Origin of the sequence: Paenibacillus tyrphae (assembly GCF_000722545.1) — a bacterium.
Taxonomy (GTDB): Bacteria; Bacillota; Bacilli; order Paenibacillales; family NBRC-103111; genus Paenibacillus_G; species Paenibacillus_G tyrfis.
Map to the genome: position 1 here is coordinate 15,062 of NZ_JNVM01000033.1, position 21,248 is coordinate 36,309.

The window sequence follows — 21,248 nt, forward strand, 5'->3', positions numbered from 1 at the left end:
CGTTCATCCTATTCCGAGAAACTTTTTCATTTTATTGAATACCCCGGTCTTCTCTTCCATGGGCATCAGCGGCACCGAATCGCCAAGCATCCGCCGGGCGATATTGCGGTAAGCGATCGCTGCGCGTGAATTTGGGTTCATCACGGTAGGCTCCCCGATGTTCGCCGCTTTAATGACATACTCGTCATCCGGAACGATGCCAAGCAGATCGATGGCGAGGACAGAGCAAATTTCGTCGATATCGAGCATCTCGCCTTTTTTGACCATGTTCGGACGAATGCGGTTGATCACGAGCTTCGGCGACTCCACGTTCGGTTCTTTTTCCAAAAGACCGATGATGCGGTCGGCATCCCGTACGGCGGCGTTTTCCGGCGTCGTGACGACGATCGCTTTGTCTGCGCCCGCTACCGCATTTTTGAAGCCCTGCTCGATCCCGGCCGGACAATCGATAATCACAAAGTCGAAATCGCGCTTGAGCTCAACTACAATTTGCCGAACCGATTCCGGCGAAATCGCGTGCTTGTCTTTCGTCTGGGCAGCCGGCAGCATGTACAGCTCGTCGAAGCGCTTATCCTTCACAAGCGCTTGCGGCAGTCGGCACCGTCCTTCGGCGACATCGATCAAGTCGTATATAATGCGGTTTTCAAGACCCATCACGACGTCCAAGTTGCGGAGACCGATGTCCGTATCAACCATGACGACCTTTTTCCCCTGCAGCGCCAAAGCCGTTCCGATATTCGCGGACGTCGTCGTTTTGCCGACGCCCCCTTTGCCGGACGTGATAACGATTGCCTCTCCCATAGGTCCCACTCCTTCACCATCAAGCGTGTACATTCAAGCCGAACTTATGCAAATGATGGATTTTGTCGATTTCCATTTTGCCGTCCTTCACGTAGGCGAATTCCATGTACGTATCGAAAGCGTCGCCAAGACCCCATTCGTCGGGAGGACGGCTTATAATTCCCGCGATGCGCAGCTGCGTCGGCCTCATGTGCGAAGCGGCAATAACGGATCTTTCGTCTCCGTCGACCCCCGCATGCGCCATGCCGCGTAGCGAGCCCATCACATATATGCTGCCCGAGCTGATAATAGCTCCGCCCGGGTTAATGTCCCCTAAATATAAAATGTCGCCCTCGTGCGAAAACGTCTGCCCCGAACGGACGATCCCCCGAACGATTTTCACGTCCGGAGTCCCTTGCGGCGCTCGCTCGTGCGAAGGATCTGCCGTCTCTACGGATTGGACAAGCAGATTGCCCTTTTGACTGATGATGCTGCGCACCAGCTCCCGCTGCTCCTCGGTCACCGCCCGGTTGCCGAGCTTGACGTGCACATGAATGATCGGCCCGGTTAAAATTTGCTGGTGCGTCTTCTCCAGCTTGTGTCTCAGCTCGGCAACCACGTCGGAAAACTCGCACGCGTCATCGAGCAAAAACACCAATCCGTCCTTCACACCTTTGATCGTCACATGATGTTTAGCTGCCGCCATAACCGCTCCTACCTCCTAAGCCTATACAATTCGGCTTGGCGCGGGCGTTCTCCTGCTGCCTTGCGTTAAAAAAATTATTCCATTTCCTCGGTCTGCTTCGCCGGAAGACTCTCGAAAAGCTTGCGGATCGGCACGTAAATGGCAAGAGCAAACAACAGGTTGATCAGCATGCTCGGCAGCATCTGATGAAGGAATACCCACTCAAAGTTCGTATGTGTGACACGAAACAGCCGGAACAAGCCGTAGATCGCCGTATCGTAAAACAAATTGCCGAGCCCGATCACGACCATGCTGATCACGATGCTCGAATAAATACGTCCTTGCAGCATGCCGGCCAAATATCCGGCAAGGCCCATTCCGAACGATACCGGCCCGAGCATGGGCGAATGATAGATGAAGTCGTGCAGCATACCGAATACAAGACCGTAAACAAGCGCCGTATGCCGGTTGATATACAATCCGATAAATAGAACGATAACAAGTACGAAATGCGGGTCCACCTGAACCTTCGATTGCCAGGCGACGGGAACGAGCCATGGAAGAAGCGTTCCTTCGAGCAGAAACAAAACGGAGAGAATCAACCATAATTTTTTGCGATTCATCGGCTCACCTCAACCTTCCGGCACTTCAATCACGAATACTTCGCGAAGATGGTTGAAGGAGGCGAGCGGCTCGATGGCAGCGACATGCGTAACGGAGTCGCCTTCGTAGCGCTCCACCACTTTGCCGATTTCTATGCCGCGCGGGAAGACAAGTCCCTTCCCTGCCGTAATAATCGTGTCCCCGACCTGAAGCTTGTCATTAGGATCAATCTTTGTCATGATCAGCTTTTGCTTGTCGGGATCGAACCGCTCGATCATGCCGAACGACTCGTTTTCTTTCCCTTTCACGGTCGCCGATATCGCCTTGGATTCCGTAGACTTATCGTCGATCCCCGTAAGGAGCTGGACATCCGCATAAAAATTGGAAACCGCAGTGACGCGGCCGATCAAACCTTCCACCGACTGAACGGCCATGTTCGGGCGGATGCCGTCTTTTTCTCCCAAATTGATCGTAATCGTCTTGTTCGACTGCTGGAACGTTACCACTTCGGCAATCCGGAAGTTGTACTTGTTCATCGACTTTTGCCGCTCCGTGAAGCCCAGCGCCGCCTGCAGCCGCTCGTTCTGCAGCTCCAAATCGTTCAGGCGCGTCGTATCGCGGGCGTATCTGGACAACGTTTCCCGCAGTACGGTATTTTCTTCATGAAGCGTACGCAGACGGTTTACATCTTCAAAAACGCCGGCAACAAAACCGACCGGCTTATAAATCAGTCCTTGTGTCCATGCGACGGTATCCTTGACAAATTTCTCCGGCCAAGTTTTATAGCCCAGTTGGCCGAAGGTCAGCCCCATCAGCGCAATAAAACAGATGAGGCCGAGCATCAAGATCAGCAGTCTTTTATTCCCCAGTAGTTTCAATGGCTACACCTTCCAACCCAAGACTGCGCTTAGCGCCTGGACCTGCTTGTAGGGCCGGTTCTCGTTTTGAACAAATGAATGTTCTCCAGCGCGCGGCCGGTGCCGATAGCCACGCAATCCAAAGGATTTTCGGCGACCAGCACCGGCATGCCTGTTTCACGGGACAGCAGCTTATCCAGATTGCGGAGCAGGCCTCCGCCGCCGGTCAGCACGATGCCGCGGTCCATAATGTCGGCCGCCAGCTCCGGCGGGCATTTCTCAAGCGTAACCTTGACGGCTTCCACGATGCTGTTCACCGTGTCGCCAAGCGCTTCGGTAATCTCGTCGGACGTCACGGCCATCGTTTTGGGCAGGCCGGACACAAGATCGCGGCCGCGGATTTCAAGACGGGTCGGCGGCTCCAATGGCAGTGCCGAACCGATCTCCATCTTGATCTGTTCCGCCGTGCGCTCGCCGATCATCAGATTGTATGTGCGTTTAATATATTGGATGATCGCTTCATCCATCTCGTCGCCAGCCACGCGGATCGAACGGCTGGTAACGATGCCGCCGAGGGAAATGACGGCGACTTCGGTCGTCCCCCCGCCGATATCCACCACCATGCTGCCGGTCGGCTCCCATACCGGAAGATCGGCGCCGATGGCCGCGGCGAACGGCTCTTCGATCGTGAACGCGTCCCGGGCGCCGGCTTGGCGCGTCGCATCTTCTACCGCGCGCTTCTCCACTGCGGTAATTCCCGAGGGAACGCACACCATGACGCTCGGGTGACGTTGAAACAGAACGCGCTGCTTCTGCGCTTGACGGAGGAAATATTTGATCATCGTCGACGTGGTCTCGAAATCGGCAATGACGCCGTCCTTCATCGGGCGAATCGCGCGGATATTGCCCGGCGTTCTACCGATCATCTTCTTCGCGTCGTTGCCTACGGCCTCGATCGTTTTCGTATCCGTGCGAATCGCGACGACGGACGGCTCGCGCACGACGATGCCTTTGCCTTTGACGTAAACTAGTGTATTAGCGGTTCCCAGGTCGATACCCAAATCTTTTGTAAATCCTCCGAACATGGTTGGTGCTCCCTTCTCTATTTGAGGCGCTGATCACGCGGAATGTTTGTTTGATGCGGCTTACGAGGAGCTGCCGCATTGCTGCGGCAACGCATTTGCGGCCTGACAGCCAAGGCTCGTCTGATCCCGAACCTCCTGCCGTCCGGCCCGTTTCTTTCATTATATTACATGAATCCAAGCTCCTTCAAACTCACGTAGCGCTTGTCGCCGATGACGATATGGTCAAGCACGTCAATCCCGACAATTTCGCCTGCTTGGACTAATCGCTTGCTGATTTCCACGTCCTCCGGACTCGGCGTAGGGTCGCCGCTCGGATGATTATGGGCGCATACGATCGAAGCGCTGCTGCGCTTGATGGCGGCCCGGAACACTTCGCGGGGATGTACGATGGAGGCGTTTAAGCTGCCCATCGACAAGGTTTCCTGCCCGATGACGTGATTTTTCGTGTTTAAGAACAGGCACACAAAATGCTCTTTCTGCAAATAGCGCAAATCCTCCATCAGCAGCGCAGCGACATCTTGCGGCGAACGAATCGTAACCGTTTCGTTCATCGTGCTTCGCGCCAGCCTTCTCCCGAGCTCGATGCCCGCTTGAATCTGCAGCGCTTTGGCTTCGCCGATGCCTTTAATTTCGGTAAGCTGCTCCATGCTCATGTCCGTCAGCATGCGGAGACCGCCGCATTCGAGAAGCAGTCGCTGGGCAACGTGAACGGCCGATTCCTGATATGTACCGGTGCGGAGCAAAATGGCCAGCAGTTCCGCATTGCTCAGTGCTTGTGCCCCATACAACATCATGCGCTCTCTCGGTCGGTCTTCGCTGGGGACATCGCGCAAGGTCATATTGGGCGATTCCATGCATTCCCTTCTTTCTATGAGATGTCCGAGTTCTCATTATAGCATGATGTTTTGTCAAATGACAGCGACCGACATTACGCGACGAATACCGGAATGATGCGCGCAGGCCAAGCGGTAAAACCTATATATCTCTTCGGAAGCCGGAGTCGATTTCAGTCCCTGAGCCCATTGGGAAATGATGGTCGAAACAAAGATCGAGAGGCGCGAAAAGCGCCGGATGAAGGGCGCCTTTCATGGAGAAGTTTAGCGATTTGCTGCGGAACGGCCGAAAGGCGTTCGGTTCTACAGCACCCGGATCCCGTGAGCCCCCAACATCTCGGACAACAGGTACATCGGCAATCCGACTACGGTAAAATAATCGCCGTCGATGTTTTGAATCAAGGTAGAGCCTAAGCCTTGGATGCCGTAAGCCCCCGCTTATGTAGGCTTAATGTACCTTGAGATTCAAGAGGACCACCACCATTTGGATTTGTAGGATCGGGTGAACCATTGAGAATAAAGTCAATATCTCCTTTAAGATAAAACGTTGGAATTCCTTCTATATCAATAACGATTTTTTCAACAATTAGTTCCAAATCTCTTTTTTCAATTTGTTCCTTCATTAAAATGTCATCAAAAACCTGTAATGCTGTCTTAGCGTCTTTTTCAATCTTGCCTTCTTGTCCTTTTAGTTTATACAATTCGTCAAGTTGTGACTTAATACTTTGAAGTTTCCGCTGCTTGTCTTTTTCGAGTTCGCCATATGTTTCAGCAACAAATTCTTCCATATCAGGACTCTTTGCAATGTCTTTAATCTTCTGTGAGTATAAAACCTTTAATTCATCGCCAGCTAGTTTTAATTCTTTCTCAAGTCGCCTAATAGTAAAGTCAAAATTTTCATGTGAATTAATGCTCTCATCTACATTTGTTTTCATTTTAATTATTGTAACATACAATTTAGCTCTTACCTTTGATAAATGCTCCTTTAGCCCAATAATCAACTTTGAGTCCAGAACATAATGTGTGGAACAGAATTTCTTTCCTCTACGGTTATAAGTTCCGCATATATAAGATTTATTCTTTCCACTTTTATTCAAAGCGGTCATATATGACCCACAATCAGCACAGTACATAAAACCTGAGAATAAGTTTTGATGTTTTTTCCCACCCCCTCTATAATTTGATGCCGATCTTTTTTGTGTTATTTTTTGAGCCAAAGCAAAATCTTCTTCACTTATTATCGCGTCGTGATTGTTTATAAATATATGCTGTTCTTCATCAGAAGTTTCAACTGATTGTCCGTTGATCTCAATAGTTTTATACTTTCCTTGTCGCAAAACACCAATATAAAAATCGTTATGTAGAATAATCATAACCATTTTTTGAGACCATTCATAAGTTACATTTTTTTTGTATGCTTTTCCCTTTTCCTCTTTTTGTCGTTTAAGAATAACTGACGGGGTTGGATCTCCTGCTTCTGTCAATATTGCTGCAATACTTCTATACCCGTGACCTTCTAAATATAGTTTAAATATCTTTTTTACTACCCATGCACAATTTTCATCGATAAGTATTATATGTTTTTCAATTGGGTGACGTTTATATCCAAAAGGTACAGCAGACACATATTTCCCCACTTCCATTTTAGTAGCTATGTTGTTTTTCGTTTTTTTCGAAATGTCTTTAACATACATTTCATTGTACCATGTTTTAATTCCAATAAGATCATCATCATCAACAAATGAATCATAAGCATCGGTTACTGCAATTATTCTTATACCCTTCTTTTTCATTTCCTCAAAAAAGATCAACGTGTAAGCATTATGTCTTCCTACTCTTGATAAGTCTTTAACGATAATTGTGTTTATCCGTCCTGTTTCAACATCTCTTTTTAATCTATTAAAATCAGGTCTTTCAAGAGTATACCCACTATAGTTGTCGTCAATATAGTAGTCTACAATTTCAACATCAAATTTTGTTTTAGCATAGTTTTCATTGATGGAATTTTGAGCAAGGATAGTATCATAATTTTTCTTATCCTCATCTCTACTGATCCTTGAGTATGATCCAGCTTTAATTTTATGATCTAACTTTAACGCAAGAACCATTTTTGTTTACACCTCATATAATTTTGTTAGTCAATATGTATCTTATTTGTTAACAACATTGTATCAAAATAAAAACCTCTACTACAAGTTTCTGGTAGAGGCCATAGTAACTTTTTTCAATGATTCAGTATAATTTTTTGTATAATTTCGGAATAAACGTCTGAGCCAGATATGTATTTTGATATTATGTATTTTTTCTTTTTATAATGTTTAATTATTTGAGAGTCTACTTCTTCGAAAGCGTTTGATAAGTAAATTGATACATGCCTTGTATTTTCATTGACTTCAACTTTAATAGTACATTCTCCTTATTTTTTAGTTTCTTATAAATCTTGCTTAACACATGAATCCCCCCTTCATTCTCACATGCCACAAGCCGCACAAACCTGTTCTAGGCATCATTAGCCGATCTTGGAGCGGGAAATTCCTACCCTCATCACGTCATGAACAAGCTCGTATGGCTCTCCAATAATTTAGAGGATTGTACTACCTTCTATATGTATCAATGCAGCTCAAAGTTAAAACCAACTATTCCAATAAACAATAAAATTTTATGTACGAAACTGGTACTAATAGATTTATTTTTGTTTTTTACAGGGGGTCACTGGGGGGTCATTGGTTATTCATGACCTCTATCCAGCAACAAATCTTTCCACAATACTTTTATATTGTCTCTTCGTTAACTTCTCCTTTAAGTCCTTACTTGAAAAATAAAACTTCAAGCAAAGATCAATATCGTTCATCTTTTCGGTTGTATATACTTCCTCGTCGTTAATCTTAGATTCAATTTTCGGCATACGGTACAGGTTCGGCAACTTTCTGGATAACCCTTTCCCCTTTGGCCTCCTGTCTCGTTCAACAACCTCTAGCACTTTTAATCCTTCTAATTTTTTAAGTTGTTTTTGAACTGTGTCAGAAGCTAGCCCCGTTGCTTCCATGATTTTTCTAATAGGAAAGAAAAAGATTCCGTTCATGGTTGCATACCGTTTCGAGTGAATTAATAATGCGTATGTAATTAATTTTTGATTCTTTTCTTTGCACATTTTTATAATCCAATTTATTTCATCCAATGAAACCGATAAATTTTTCTTGTGACCTGACAAATGGTACTTGTCGTTCGAAAAAACATCTTTTACAACTTGGTCAATATCCTTGTAGCAGTCAGGCAAATTAGTCGTGTATGTAGTTTTATCTTGCCATTCCATCCAAGTATACAATTCAGTTTTAGCTTGCTCTGCATCCATACCGCAATATTTTAGATACAAAGCTATTTGAAATACTGAACTGTGACGACTCCCTTGGAACTTTAAACCATTCAAAAATAAATCTTGTGCCCTGTCAATGCTGTAACCTTTTGATGATTCATAATCTTTCAATGGGATATGATTACTTATTGCATCCTCTGTCTTGAGAATATCTTTCTTTTTGGGTATGTAATCATCATCAATGGTTGTAGAACCTATTAAATCTAAAACACTCTCAGATTGAATTTTCTTTATTCTTAAAAAGTAGTTTTCGCTTTCTTCCTTGCTCATGACTCGTAAACTTTCAGGATAGCAAAAGCCACAATAGTTCCCTGTTTCTTGATGAATCCCAAGCGGCAATTTTATGCCTTGTTTGTTTGTTGGCCTAAACTCTACATTTTTTATGTTTAAATTTAAAATTTCGCATATGTATTTATGAAACTTTTTCGCCTGTTTTACTTGGATTAAATCGTCGAAAAAAATATCTATGTGATAACCCTTTTTTCCGCTAAAGCTTATATAATGTTCGGGTATGTGCAATCTACTCAATTTTTCGCTGATTCGATTCGTTACTTGTTTCGACATTTCCAAGTTTCCGGAATAATCAATGTCAAACGTGATGAATTTAGTATGCATTTCACCACTAAATGTCCCAACGGTACATTTTCCTTGAAAGTGATCATTCAGCATGCCATCTAACAAAGGAGGATATTTTTTTCCCGTATTCTTGCTTCTTTTCCCTTGAGTGTATTCCCGATGTCCATATTCTCTCTGAATCAAGTAATGTCCACGCTGGATCAAGTATAAGTCAATGAATTTAGTTATAAGAATGTTATTGTTTTTTCCCATCAATGATCATTAATTTTTCAGCAAGCTTTTGCGATTTTGCGATGTATGTAGTTGATTTTCTATTCATTTATTTCTCCTTTTTTGTATTTTGGTCCGAATTTTTGTTGACACTATTTAAAAGCAGTGATAAAATGTTGCCAAGTGAGAAATTCATTTTCTTAGTTTTGTTTTGATCCAGCATTTTGAATATTTTTAAACTTCGAGGCCATTTATTGGTCTTATTTGTGTTTCCTCCTTTCTGTTTTATTAATATATCAAAATCTATCAATCAAAGTCAATCTTTTTTTTCAAAATATTTAATTATAACAATATAATTTATAAATGTAAAGTGTAATTTTAAAAATAAATATTCAAAAATCCCTCTTTTTATATAGCTTTTTTTAACTTGTCCGTGTTTCCCGATCAGCTATCCCCTTTTTTCGAATCCGCCCTCAAGTAAAAAAATGTAAATCATCCCCGGGTGGTCATATTTGGTCAAAGATACACAAATACCCACTAATTAATTTAGTGGGTTTATTATGTTATTTATAACATATTCATCTTGTTAATAAGCGTGTTCTTGTTTGGATTTGTGTACAGCAACGTTGTGTGAATGTTACTGTGTCCTGCTTGGTTAGCAACTTCATGAACTGTCATCCCAATTTCGATGGCATGGCTACAGAAAAAGTGCCTTAAATCATGTGGGGTTATTTCTTTTCCAATTTGCTGTGAATACTTATTAAATAACTTATTGATAACTGTTCTATCCACTCTCCCTCCTCGATTACTTACAAATAAATAAGCGTTCGCTATTCCTTTCTCTTCACGCTCCTTAATCCAACCCTGCAATACTGTTTTCACTTTATCACTCATGAAAACAGTTCTCGTCTTTTTCCCCTTGCCTTCTGATACAATCAATTCCCTCGATACTAAATTGAAATCTTTCATATCTATATTTAAGGTTTCACTTATTCTTAGCCCACAATAAGCCAACAGTGTAATTATCGCATAATTTCTTTTGCTCTCGTTTTCTAGAATGAGTTGCCTAAACTTTTCAACATCTTTTAATTCAACCGTAGCAAGTGAAGCATATTGTTTCTGAATCTTAACATTATCTTTCTTAGTAACAGCAGCTTCGTTTTGTATTCCCTTGTCAATAAGAAAATCATTAAATTTTATTAAACCACTAATTTTTGCGTTTATAGTAGTAGGGCTATCATTCTTAATTGTTTTCAAATAACTTATGTAATCCTTCACGTTCTCCCTGTGTAATTTTTGAAATGAAACTCCTTTACTTTCATTGAACCATTTCATAAATCCGTTCACATGTTGTATGTAACTCTTGATTGTATTTGTGCTTTTATCCTGCTCCAATAGATACTGCTCAAACTGCTGGATCATGGTTACCACTCCTATAAATTATGTTGCATTGAATTTTTAGGATAAATGATAAATTATGTTGCATTTCATATATAAATCTTACCATTTTACCATTCAATTTGCAACATAATTGATATTATGTGGCATTATTTTTTTACTGCGGTTTTAAGCTGAAGCGGGAATACAAGAACAGTAATCGATATACGATATCGTTTAACCTTTATTTTTATTGGTTTCATCTAGTGAAACATGTTTATTGAATGAAAATTGGACTTACTTTAGCATGAAAAAATCCTTATTTTATAAGGGTTCCACGATAGCATATACGATGTATTTTTAGCTTAATTTTATGGGGACTCCTGCATAGTGAAGGGTTTAAAATTTAGTTATTTACTTACTTTTTATTAGTTTATTATAAAATGTAAACTACGCAAAATACCTACTTTTTAAGTGATATCGCAATCGTATATTAACAGGACTTGATGGGTGAAATACTTTAATTAAGTAAAATGTTACAGTGTGAAACTATAATTACTTAACTCTTATCTTTTCGACTCTTCCTTCGAATAAGTAAATCAATAAGCAATCCTATTAAAAAGAAAGAAGCAAAATGGATGATATAGGCAGGAAACAAAATTCTAATAGTTGCACTGTCGGTAGCTAATTTTGCACTTTCAAAATCCAAAATCCAGTGTCGGAATGGTTCAGTATATACAATAGAATTGAGTACTGGATTTAATCCGATAAGGAGAATGTGTTTATCATCGTTTCCCCAATAGTTATTCAAGCAAATTAAAATGCTTATTACTGAGAACCAAAATGTCGCTTTCTTGTAGAACACCAATAACCCCACCACCCGCAATTTCTTCCATATTATACCATACAGATTTGAATGATTTCTTTCAAAAGCAATTCTGTGATGCATCGACAAATATGTTTTAATATGTTATAAAATTAACAAAAATTTCAAATGAATAATCCGATATATAAAATAAGCATAAAAAAAGGTAGTGCAAAAGGGAGATTTGCAATAATGAGCATTTTATTGAAGGTTGAACGAGAATCGGGTCAGCCGATTGAGTTTGGCGATGGACAAATCGTTGGTTACAGTTATATCAACACAAGTCCAGCAGATTTTTTAGCCAAAGCTTATAACGTGATACATTCGATCCAAATACGAGGTGAAATCCCGCTTCGACTACTTCCTCCTGTAGAGCCGGAAATGGATAACTCCAATACGCTGTATGCATGGGCACTCACTGAGTATAGACCGGACAATGATTATTATCGAAGCGTTACCGTACAAATCGTGAGACACGAGAAGACGATTCGAGAGGTCAATTTTACACATGCTTACGTTCATTCGTATAATGAACAGGTTAATGGCCTGAGAGGAGTATTAGAGTTCGAACTTGTTGTAAGACAGAAGCGGGATCAATTGGATTACATTCAGTTTGGTTCTGTAGAGAGCATTCAACAACGTTCCATAAGAGAAAAAGAGAGTCGTGTTACAACACAGAAAGACACTCCGAAAATAGCATTTTGGGGGGCAGAGAAGAAACCTCTATCTGCTCAGCTTACACCTCTAAAAAATGCGCCACAAGAAAATGGCAAAGATCAATTAACATGGGAGTATAACAAAAGAATCAACGATCAAAAAATTGCTTTAGCAAAAGCTAAAAAAAGTGGTAACTCAAATGAAATGGCAGATGCTAGCAAAAAGATAGGAGAACTTAGAACAGAATACGAAAATATTTTACAAAAACAAATGACAGATTCGGGGTTACAAGGGCCAGTTTTCATTGGAGGAAATTTATTAGGCAAGGATGACGAAGTTCTGACTTACCACGATATTGCATCTGATGAAGGAATTGTTGAAACAATCGCAACTTCCAAAAATGGTACGGTTTATTTTCTGAAAGATTCAAACTATACTTATGATGTGCAAGTTCATAAGCCTACAATGACAGAAGAATGGCATGGTAAAACTGCTAAAGCGTTGGCTGGCTTCTATGCGGGTAGTTATCTGACAATGGGTAAGGCATGGTATGTAATATTGGGTTCGGGAGGTACTGGAGCAGTATTAACAGACAACTTGTTAGGTAGTGCTCCAGATTCAGAGGTAACTAAAACAATGATTTATAGAACGAATAAGGAAACAGGAAAGATTGAAAATATGATTATTGATACAAATGGGTATCTACCAATTCAAGTTCGTTATTGGAAGGAATATCGGTGATGAACTACAAATCATTTTTTTACATCTTTCTTTTGAGCGTAATTGTGTTGTTTCTCATGATGAGTAGTAAAATAATTAACGGTATAGTAATGATTCTGTACTTTGGATTATTGTTTTTATTCTCTAAGGTTATTCGCAACAAATTTTCTAGTACAATGATCATTATTCTGAATTTGGTTGTAGTATTTTGTATTCTTTATTTCAAAATACCGTAATTCAATTTTTTTGGGGTACGTTATTTACCGTATCCCTTTTTTCTACAAAAAAAGAAGCACTTTATAAGCGCTCCTCGATTAACAATATAAGATTAATCCAATTACCTTGTCTCGTTTTTGTTGTCCGATAATAAAGTTGCTTAAAAAAGCATTGAATTATCGTACCCGTTAACGGAACGCCATGCAAAGATTTAACCCTCGATTAATCCCAAATATCTAATTTCCTTACCATTTAGTTTGACTATTAAAACTGGTCCACTTTTCTTAATCGGCTCAAAAATTTCTACTTCAACAGGAAGTTTCGTCGCCATTTCGTCTTCAAAATTAAGACCATCTTTATATTGCTTTGTAATCATTCCAACCTTCTCTCCAACTGTTAACTTTTCTTGTTGTACCCATTCAATATTACTTGCATTGTTGTAAATAACTCCTTTGTATTGAAAAATGTCTGCATTCGGATTTTGAGCGATAATTTCCCGTGCTATCGGATTATGAGTAGACTCAGTTATTGAATTTTCAGAATTGATTACTTTCGATTGATTACATCCCGTAAGCATCAATAAAGTGATTAAAAACGAAATAATTATCTTCGTCAACATCCTCCCCCCCCCATAATATAACAACGTTTAATTTATTCAATTTGTTCCACATTTTGTTCAATTATTCTGTCCGATTCCGTTTGTTCAACGATCTGGCCAATTTTAAACAACTTAATTCTTAAATTAAACGACTTTATTATTAGACAACAGTTTTCACATACAATCTATTGCCGATCCTCTTGCCAAGCCTTGTACAAATCGTTTCCCCCTATTTGCTCGTCTTCAATCCATTAAGATAAGCGTCGGGTATGAATCGCATGATACTTACTCTTGTTTCTGCATCCCATCCAGATACCCATGAAATATGTGTTTTATGCCATATTCGAAGCGGTCGAACCTTTCAACAAAAATGGATTTCAAGTAACTTCATATTCAAATTTAAAAGGAGGATGAAAATTCGTCCCCCCTACAATTTCAAAACTATAATAACATGTGGAAAATTTCCCGTGGTTCAAGATGATAACAAAGAATTTACATATTCCTAAGCAACTTACTAACCCATGCTTCTGAAAATCCTAAGATTTGGGCTAGCTCTTTTTGTGAAGCTTCAGGGTTTTCCTTCATTGCTTTATGCAAACGACCCAATGCTTTTTTTCTTCTTTTAGAAACCTTTATTTCTTGTGTCTCTTTAACTCGTTCACGTTCTATTCCTTCGATATAGACTTGAAGCACCGGAAGACTTTGAATACAGGTTATGCAAACATAAAATTTTTTAAAGTAAACGGTTTGTTTCTCACTTGAGCAAAACAAACATTCTTTTGTTTGATATCTATAAACCATAATCGCCTTTCTCTCGTCATCACCGAAATATTCCGTTTGGACATGGGGATGAAGATTCAACACACGCCTAAACTCGGTGGGGATCACAATTCTCCCTAATTCGTCTATCACCCTAACAATTCCGGTTACTCTGCCCTCTTGCATAAGCACACCTCAAACAATAACGATTTCTAGCTCACACACCGCATTTTTCGAATTTGAGCAATTAAAACGTATATATCTAATTGTTGACTCAATTGGACCACATATTCACTCGTTAAGCTTTCGCCTTGTTGTACCGCCTCCTCCATTTGATTCAGGATGTTTTCCATAACGTTCTGCAATGCTTCGTCGCTGATATCATCTCGGGCAAAATCCTCCTTTCTGGATACTAATACACCCATGGAATAATTCCCCTTTCCAAACTTAATTTAGGAACTGTCATAAGTGTATTATTTATTTCTTTTAAAAGGATCAATTAAATTTCAAAGAAATAAAACAAAAAACAGGCATTTTCTCGCCTGTTTTGTGTCAATACTTTTCCAATTAATTTATTTTAAAATCCCGGATCATCAACATAGGCCACTGGTTTGTAATTACCGGAATCATTCAAAATAATATCATGATTTGCGATGATCAATGAGCACGTCATTATTATTGAGAATGCTGCAATGGACATGATAAATCTTCTCATAATTAAGCCTCCCCTTTGTTAATGATTCCATTATATACCTTTTTTGCCTCTTCTAGAAGCCCAAAGTTCAGTATATTTTTACCAAAACTCAAAGAGGAAATAATGTCATGAGAAAGTTCCACGATATCTTGATAAGCGCCTATTTTTCCGTAATATTTGACGACTTTGAAGATATGTCTCTATTGCTTGATTAGCTTGGCCCTGTTCAATAAAAAATGCACCTTTAAACTTATAATATTTGCCGATCTCTGAATATTGATATGGTGTAGCATTCTCATAAGGGAATAATTGTTCCTCATCCGAGCTAATTAGTTTCTCAATGGAAACATCATCATTAATTTGTAACAATACCTCTAACAGTAAATTCAATCGAGGTAGACGTTGATCCCCCTGCACTTCATCCAAACATTCCCGTAATAATGGGAGGGATTCTACATATCTATTAGTCCGGGCCAAAATCATGGCATGAAACATTTTCAATCGATCTATGATAATTTGATAATTCAACTTCTCATAGAGTTGGATATGTTCCTCCAGCGCTTTATAATTGCTTTGATGCCAAAATGAATTACAAATTGCTAAAGCAACCTGCTCCTTGAGTTTACTATGTGTAACATCTACGGCATGGCCCCATTTCCCCAATTCGATACATTTAGCATATTTTTTTAATGCATAAGCGTGAAGTGCCATGCGGTAATAATACAAACACTTCTCTTCTTGAGACAAAAAATCAGTATAATGAAGGGCCTCTTCACCTTCTCTAAATGTCTCTTCCAGCAAAGACAAGTTGCTTCGATTTATCAAATACTTTTTAAAGATGCCTTTCCCTACAAAACTAGGCAATCCGCGTTCTCTGGAATATTTAATAATTACCGTATAAAGTAACGCTCTTAATGTGCCATCGTCTAATGTTTCTGTAAAACCAACCAATCGCTGTAGTGATTCTTCCGTTTTCTTTTGGGATGATTGTAGTAACCTCGTTGCTACAATGGGTATGAGAGTAACATTTTTCTCCGAGGTAATGTCTTGCAATATTTCAAATAAAGTTTCTATTCCTCCTTCTTCTTCTATATAAGCCCTGATAATCTCTTCGTAATGTGTCGGCAAGGCGTGAGCTAAGGTTTTCACTGTCTTTAACTCTGGATGTTTTGTGACTCCCGATTCAATTTTATGAAGAGTCGCGCTACTAACCCCTGTAAGTTCCTCAAGTTCTGCATATGTTAAGTTTTTCTCTTTTCTAAGTTGGAAGATGATATCTGAGATGGTTTTATTCTGATTTAATATATCCACCATAATACATACCTTCCCTTTAACTAAAATTTTACACTGGTTAATTATAGCAAAGTATGCTCTAGCTTACAATTTATTGATTCTTACAAAATCTCCATAATTCTTACACAAAACACAACTATTCGATAAACTTCTACAAGACTTAACTGTTAATTGGTAATCACTGTAACCACTTTGGAAATTTGAAGAAATTAACGGAATAAAAATAGACATCAGTACCTATCCCATATTCTGTGTTATTATGATAAATTATGTTCGAGCAATCAAGGCGGCAGCCAATTGTTCAAAATTTATTTAGGAGGTATTTTCCAATATGAAAAAGAAAATGGTAACATCGGTTCTTGCTCTTTCTATGGCTGTAGCTGTTCCACTATCTGCCTTTGCAACTGAACAATCTCAACTAAAAGTTTCATGGAGTGATAAGCCACAGCATGTTGACTGGAAGCCAATGGAAAGCCCCGGGGTTCCATTCAAGAGTTATTTAATTGATAAAAACGGAAACAAGGTTGATTGGTCCCGTTCTTATGAAGATTCTGGAGAGATTTCAACTCAAGATTGGAGTGACGGTCGATTTGTATACGTATTTAAAGGCTATGATCAATCCGCAACCCAACATGATCGAAAACATTTCCCCATCGGCTCAGCATATGGGCAGAATAACAGTCCGAACCCCATGAAATTAACCTATACACAACAACAAAGTGCTGTCTCAACGTGGACTTTCACAGGGAAAGTTGGTTTTGAAGGTGAATTTGGCACCGCCTTATTAGCCAAAGCGAAAGCTAGTATCGGTTTCGAAGTATCCAAACAAAGACAGCAATCGGCAAGTTCCACAGCAGCAGCAGAAAATACAGTATCTCCATGGAAACAAGGCGAGATTACTGCATTTCACAGCGGTGTTTATTCAGGGGGGACTGCCCTTTACCATATGTTCGACACAAAAGAAGGCGGAGTATACGCTGGGGAGTATAGACAATGGGGCGATGCATGGACCGTTGGGGAAAACGATGTAAATTACTTCTTTACACAGTGGTAAGAAATAGCGTAGATAAGGTTATCACATCAATTATTACATTGCTCGTTTTTCTCTTCTTAACTGGATGTAACGATGTGAAACCTACGACAAACAACGAGACCCCGCTATCCTACGATCAATACTTATCTCTGTATAAAGATATGGCAACTAATCTTGACTTAAAAGGTTACCAGAAAACGGAGGATAATACGGTTACACCATACTTAATTCAAATTGACCCTCAAGTTTCTTTTAACAAAAGGGAATTTATGACGAAAACTGGTGAACAGACAACCGAATCTACGCAAGCCCGTATTGTATTCAAAAAAAGTGACGATGGTACTATTGTATATATCGATTTCATTTATTTGGATAAAATTATTGGGAACAACTTGTTCTATTCTGATGTTAGTTCCAAAACAACCGTATCTAATCCAAACGTATCCAAATATAATACCGACATTCTGGGATTTAAGAATTTACTCATAAAAGTAACTTTAATTTCTTCAAATGAGAATCCGATATCCAAAGAGCAACAACATTTTGTTGACAAGCATGTGGTGGAGTTTCTAGCTGCAGCGAACTCGGGAAAATAACTCGCGTCCCCTCATGGAGTTAATCCGTGAGGGGTTTTGATTTCTAAAGAGAGTCTTACAGGCAAATATAGCTTTATTATTCCCAAAAACACAGCTTGTCCTAGTTACATCTTTAGAATTTCTTTTTCTTCATACACATCGCAGACGCCTCAGAATTGCCCCTAACGGCCTATAAGGTAAATGTGGAGTGGTTTGAGGTAATTAGTGAAAAACGAGTTGTAGGAATGAATTTAGAGAGGCTTCGCGGCCTCTCTTTTTTATTGGTGCTTATAACACTTTGACATTCAACTCTTCGAGCATTTCAGACAGTAAGCTCAATGACATTCCAACGACATTAAAATGGTCACCATTGATTGACTCAACAATTGTGGAACCAATCCCCTGAACCGCATACGCACCTGCTTTATCCATTGGCTCACCAGTAGCAATATAGGCGCGTATTTGTTCATCTGACAATGCTTTCATGCGAACATCTGTCACTCTTGATCTTGTAATTACTCTAGACTCTCCAACATCAATACAAGTTATACCCGTATAGACTTGATGGGTCTTTCCTTCAATCAGTTTTAACATTCTAAAAGCGTCTTCTTGATCCTTCGGTTTTCCCAATACCTCTTCTGAATACACAACAATAGTGTCAGAACCTATTACAATCAAATGACTATCTGTAATCCTTGCAGTGGATGCTTTTGCTTTTCTAAGCGATAATTCTTCAACAATTTGTTTTGGAGATAAATCATTTGAAACTGTCTCGTCAACATCATTTGTAACAATTTCAAATGGAAGTCCTAACATTTGGATTAACTCTTGTCGTCTAGGTGAAGATGATGCGAGCACTAACGTTTTCATTCGGAGCCTCCACTTTTATCTATTTGCTTAATTTTAGCAAGCCAATCGATAACCAGTAATACTCTTTCGAAGATACATTGTGCTTCCGTAAGCCCCGGCTTTATCCATCGGCTCCCCCGTTCGGATGTAATTCCGAATTTGCTCGTCCGTGAGCGGCTTCATGCCGACTTTGGTCACGCTGTGCCCAACGGTCATCCGGCAGCTTCCCGTAAGCCGGTCGGCCGATTTTGCATAAACTGCCCCCGGAAGCCGTGTAACCGAAACTTCGGTGCCTCCGGCTTCGCCGTTCGGGGCGTTGTCCATCAGCTCGATACAGGCTATCCCGCTGTATACTTCGTGCTCCGTGCCCTGAAGCGCGCTCAGCATCCGGAAGGCGTCCGCTTCGTCCTGCGGCTTGCCGAGCACTTCGCCATGCCATACGACAATGGTATCCGATCCGATAACGACACCGTCCTCCAGCATGGAATCGTCCGCCTTCAAACGCGAAAGTACGGCCAACGCCTTGCGCCTGGATAACTCTTCCACGATTTGCGAAGGCGTCAGGCCGGGGTCCGTCGTTTCGTCCGCATCGCTGGCTTGGACGACGAATGGCAGCTGAAGGAAGCGGATCAGCTCCTGGCGGCGCGGAGAAGATGAAGCCAGTATTAAGGTTTTGGATGTCGTGAGCGTCATAAACCGGTCCCTCGTTTCGAATTTTGTAAAGTGTGTCTTTGCCGTCTCCGTCCGCTTCGGTCCTAAAGTTTGCGGTACAGCCAAAGGCCTGCCGCAAGCCCGGCGATGCTGATCAGATTCAGCCGAATATGCAGATTCAGATCGTAACGGATGACCAGCAAATCGGCTTTGGGCTGCCAGGTCAGCTCCACGGATTTGGTCAGAAAGGACAAGCCCGTATACGGCAACAGCAGTTGGCCGATGAGCGTTCCGGCGACGAGCCCGAGCAGCAGCATGAGGATGAACGTGAGCGTATTCTTTTTCAAAATATAGGATACCTCTTTCGTAAAAAATGCAATCGGCCGCTTCGAAAATGCCACACGTCATTATACCATAACTCGCGAAGGAACAAGCGGACTTTTATAAGAAAGGACTTCTTCGCGTGAAGGAATATTTTACCGCTTACCGGATGCAAGAAGTGCCAGTACAATAGAAGCCGAATCAAGGAAGGAGTGGGCCGGAAGATGCGAAAACCTTGGATGCGGGCCGCTTTGCTCGCGTTCGCCCTTCTGGTGGTGCCGGGGCATACCTCGGCTGCAAAAATTGTCGTCGACGCAGGACATGGCGGCTCCGATTCCGGGGCCATCGGGGTGAATGACCTGCAGGAGAAAACGGTGAATCTGGACATTGCCCGCCGGCTGCGGGATCTGCTTGTCCAGCGGGGCTATGAGGTGGCCATGTCCCGGGATACCGACGATTTTATTTCGCTCAAGGGACGCGTAGACTTCACCAATGGACAGCAGCCCGATCTGTTCGTCTCCGTTCATGCGAATTCGTATTTTAATGCAGACGCACGCGGGGCCATGGTGCTTTATTATGACAACGCCTACCCTCAGAGCAGCTACCCCGCCAGCGAAGAGATGAAGGCGCTCACGCCCGAGAGCCGCAAGCTGGCGCAGCAGGTGCTGGACGCCTTCGTCCAAACGACGGGACTGGAAAACAAAGGGCTTGTTCCCAGCGCGGTATATGTCGTGCGGATGGGAACGGTGCCGAGCATTCTTGTGGAGACGGCGTTTCTCTCGAACGCAGCGGATGCGGAGCTGCTTGCCAGCGAGTTGATGCGCCAGACGATGGCGCTCGGGATTGCCCGCGGCATTGAAGCATACATATCGCCGCAAAGCAGCGTGTTCCCCGATCTTCGGGGACACTGGGCCCAGGACGCCGTCCTGCGGCTGAAAGCGCAAGGCGTGGTTGAAGGCACCGGCGGGCGATTCGAGCCCAGCCGGATGCTGACGAGAGCGGAGTGGGCGACGCTGCTCGGGCGGGTGTTCGACCTGCCGGCGGCGAAGCCGGCAGGGAGCGCCTGCGCCGGTGACGGCACGGTTACCGGCGGGGTTTACGGCGACGGCGGCGGGAGCTGCGGAGCCGCCGGGGCCGGCGCGGGCGCGTACCGCGACGCGAGCGCGGGGCATTGGGCCTTCGCCGCCCTCGACCGGGCGGTGAAGGCCGGCGTGCTGGAGGGCTACCCTGACGGCACGCTGCGGCCCGACCGGCCCGTGACCCGGGCGGAGGCGGCGGCGATGTTTCAGCGGCTGGCGAAGGCGCCGCAGGTTCCGGGCGCGCAGCCGCCGTTCCGGGACGTGAAGGCGGACTTCTGGGCCGCGGATCCCATCGCGAGCCTCAAGCGGGCCGGCTGGATCGACGGCGTAACGGCGGAGCGCTTCGAGCCGGAACGGCTGATCACGCGCGCAGAAGCCGCCGCGCTGGTTGACCGCTATATGGCGGATGCCGTAACGTCAAAGAAAACGGCCCCTGAACCGCCATCATCCGGCCGGACTTCAACCGGCAAGTAAGCAAGTCCTTTATACCCATTGAAAGAGCCGTCCGAACCGAAAGCGGTCCGGACGGCTTTTCCATGCGCCCCCATCGGCCGATGTC

At 42.6% G+C, this 21,248-nt stretch carries 21 protein-coding genes and 1 pseudogene; 4 read left to right on the forward strand and 18 right to left on the reverse strand.

Annotated elements, in window-relative coordinates:
• Positions 1–3: 3 nt before the first annotated feature.
• The 10 genes and pseudogenes from minD to ET33_RS29555 all read right to left on the reverse strand — a co-directional run bounded on the left by minD (position 4) and on the right by ET33_RS29555 (position 10,424).
• A complete protein-coding gene (minD, locus tag ET33_RS29510) occupies positions 4–801 on the reverse strand; it encodes a septum site-determining protein MinD (protein WP_036690570.1) in 798 nt (265 codons plus the stop codon).
• Positions 802–820: 19 nt separating this feature from the next.
• Positions 821–1,486 (reverse strand): septum site-determining protein MinC, encoded by a 666-nt coding sequence (gene minC / locus ET33_RS29515; RefSeq protein WP_036690573.1) that lies wholly within the window; start codon positions 1,484–1,486, stop codon positions 821–823.
• Between the two features lie 74 nt (positions 1,487–1,560).
• On the reverse strand, positions 1,561–2,088 hold the full coding sequence (gene mreD, locus ET33_RS29520) for a rod shape-determining protein MreD (protein ID WP_036690576.1): 528 nt from the start codon (positions 2,086–2,088) through the stop codon (positions 1,561–1,563).
• Positions 2,089–2,097: 9 nt separating this feature from the next.
• Positions 2,098–2,946 carry a rod shape-determining protein MreC gene (gene mreC, locus ET33_RS29525; protein ID WP_036690578.1) on the reverse strand — a complete coding sequence of 283 codons (849 nt, stop codon included), beginning with the start codon at positions 2,944–2,946 and terminating at the stop codon, positions 2,098–2,100.
• Positions 2,947–2,975: 29 nt separating this feature from the next.
• On the reverse strand, positions 2,976–4,010 hold the full coding sequence (locus ET33_RS29530; RefSeq protein ID WP_036690580.1) for a rod shape-determining protein: 1,035 nt from the start codon (positions 4,008–4,010) through the stop codon (positions 2,976–2,978).
• Between the two features lie 164 nt (positions 4,011–4,174).
• Positions 4,175–4,864, reverse strand: a complete 690-nt coding sequence (radC, locus tag ET33_RS29535) for a RadC family protein (protein WP_036690582.1) — start codon at positions 4,862–4,864, stop codon at positions 4,175–4,177.
• Between the two features lie 282 nt (positions 4,865–5,146).
• Positions 5,147–5,281: pseudogene (locus ET33_RS37870) on the reverse strand (Maf family protein); the annotation flags it as partial.
• Positions 5,254–6,951, reverse strand: a complete 1,698-nt coding sequence (locus tag ET33_RS29540; protein ID WP_051775795.1) for a recombinase family protein — start codon at positions 6,949–6,951, stop codon at positions 5,254–5,256. The gene ET33_RS29540 and the pseudogene ET33_RS37870, both read right to left, overlap by 28 nt.
• 632 nt (positions 6,952–7,583) lie before the next feature.
• On the reverse strand, positions 7,584–8,975 hold the full coding sequence (locus ET33_RS29545; RefSeq protein WP_152570724.1) for a TOTE conflict system archaeo-eukaryotic primase domain-containing protein: 1,392 nt from the start codon (positions 8,973–8,975) through the stop codon (positions 7,584–7,586).
• A gap of 594 nt (positions 8,976–9,569) precedes the next feature.
• Positions 9,570–10,424, reverse strand: a complete 855-nt coding sequence (locus tag ET33_RS29555; RefSeq protein ID WP_036690589.1) for a tyrosine-type recombinase/integrase — start codon at positions 10,422–10,424, stop codon at positions 9,570–9,572.
• 1,012 nt (positions 10,425–11,436) lie between these two features.
• On the opposite strand from ET33_RS29555, the gene ET33_RS38655 reads away from it, so the two are divergent.
• On the forward strand, positions 11,437–12,642 hold the full coding sequence (locus ET33_RS38655; RefSeq protein WP_051775797.1) for a hypothetical protein: 1,206 nt from the start codon (positions 11,437–11,439) through the stop codon (positions 12,640–12,642).
• A gap of 406 nt (positions 12,643–13,048) precedes the next feature.
• On the opposite strand, the gene ET33_RS29575 is transcribed toward ET33_RS38655, so the two are convergent.
• From ET33_RS29575 to ET33_RS29590, 5 genes are all read right to left on the reverse strand, one after another.
• Entirely contained in the window at positions 13,049–13,456 is a 408-nt protein-coding gene (locus ET33_RS29575; protein WP_036690595.1) for a hypothetical protein, read from the reverse strand.
• A 471-nt stretch (positions 13,457–13,927) separates the two neighbouring features.
• Positions 13,928–14,380 (reverse strand): hypothetical protein, encoded by a 453-nt coding sequence (locus ET33_RS29580; RefSeq protein WP_036690597.1) that lies wholly within the window; start codon positions 14,378–14,380, stop codon positions 13,928–13,930.
• Positions 14,381–14,406: 26 nt separating this feature from the next.
• The gene (locus tag ET33_RS29585; protein WP_036690600.1) at positions 14,407–14,619 is read right to left on the reverse strand and encodes a Spo0E family sporulation regulatory protein-aspartic acid phosphatase; all 213 of its coding nucleotides are present in this window, start codon (positions 14,617–14,619) and stop codon (positions 14,407–14,409) included.
• A gap of 152 nt (positions 14,620–14,771) precedes the next feature.
• Entirely contained in the window at positions 14,772–14,909 is a 138-nt protein-coding gene (locus tag ET33_RS39060) for a hypothetical protein (protein WP_157999750.1), read from the reverse strand.
• 105 nt (positions 14,910–15,014) lie between these two features.
• Positions 15,015–16,202 (reverse strand): helix-turn-helix domain-containing protein, encoded by a 1,188-nt coding sequence (locus ET33_RS29590; RefSeq protein ID WP_051775799.1) that lies wholly within the window; start codon positions 16,200–16,202, stop codon positions 15,015–15,017.
• 310 nt (positions 16,203–16,512) lie between these two features.
• On the opposite strand from ET33_RS29590, the gene ET33_RS29595 reads away from it, so the two are divergent.
• Entirely contained in the window at positions 16,513–17,235 is a 723-nt protein-coding gene (locus tag ET33_RS29595; RefSeq protein ID WP_036690603.1) for a hypothetical protein, read from the forward strand.
• Positions 17,236–17,309: 74 nt separating this feature from the next.
• Positions 17,310–17,810, forward strand: a complete 501-nt coding sequence (locus ET33_RS29600) for a hypothetical protein (RefSeq protein ID WP_036690605.1) — start codon at positions 17,310–17,312, stop codon at positions 17,808–17,810.
• Positions 17,811–18,077: 267 nt separating this feature from the next.
• On the opposite strand, the gene ET33_RS29605 is transcribed toward ET33_RS29600, so the two are convergent.
• The 3 genes from ET33_RS29605 to ET33_RS29615 all read right to left on the reverse strand — a co-directional run bounded on the left by ET33_RS29605 (position 18,078) and on the right by ET33_RS29615 (position 19,636).
• Positions 18,078–18,659 carry a Maf family protein gene (locus ET33_RS29605; protein ID WP_036690607.1) on the reverse strand — a complete coding sequence of 194 codons (582 nt, stop codon included), beginning with the start codon at positions 18,657–18,659 and terminating at the stop codon, positions 18,078–18,080.
• Between the two features lie 33 nt (positions 18,660–18,692).
• Complete coding sequence (locus ET33_RS29610; protein WP_051775801.1) at positions 18,693–19,331, reverse strand: Maf family protein; 639 nt, start codon at positions 19,329–19,331, stop codon at positions 18,693–18,695.
• A 62-nt stretch (positions 19,332–19,393) separates the two neighbouring features.
• Positions 19,394–19,636, reverse strand: coding sequence for a DUF4321 domain-containing protein (locus ET33_RS29615; RefSeq protein WP_036690916.1), 243 nt, complete (start codon positions 19,634–19,636; stop codon positions 19,394–19,396).
• Positions 19,637–19,834: 198 nt separating this feature from the next.
• On the opposite strand from ET33_RS29615, the gene ET33_RS29620 reads away from it, so the two are divergent.
• The gene (locus ET33_RS29620) at positions 19,835–21,163 is read left to right on the forward strand and encodes an N-acetylmuramoyl-L-alanine amidase (RefSeq protein ID WP_063761701.1); all 1,329 of its coding nucleotides are present in this window, start codon (positions 19,835–19,837) and stop codon (positions 21,161–21,163) included.
• The last annotated feature ends 85 nt before the right edge of the window (positions 21,164–21,248 follow it).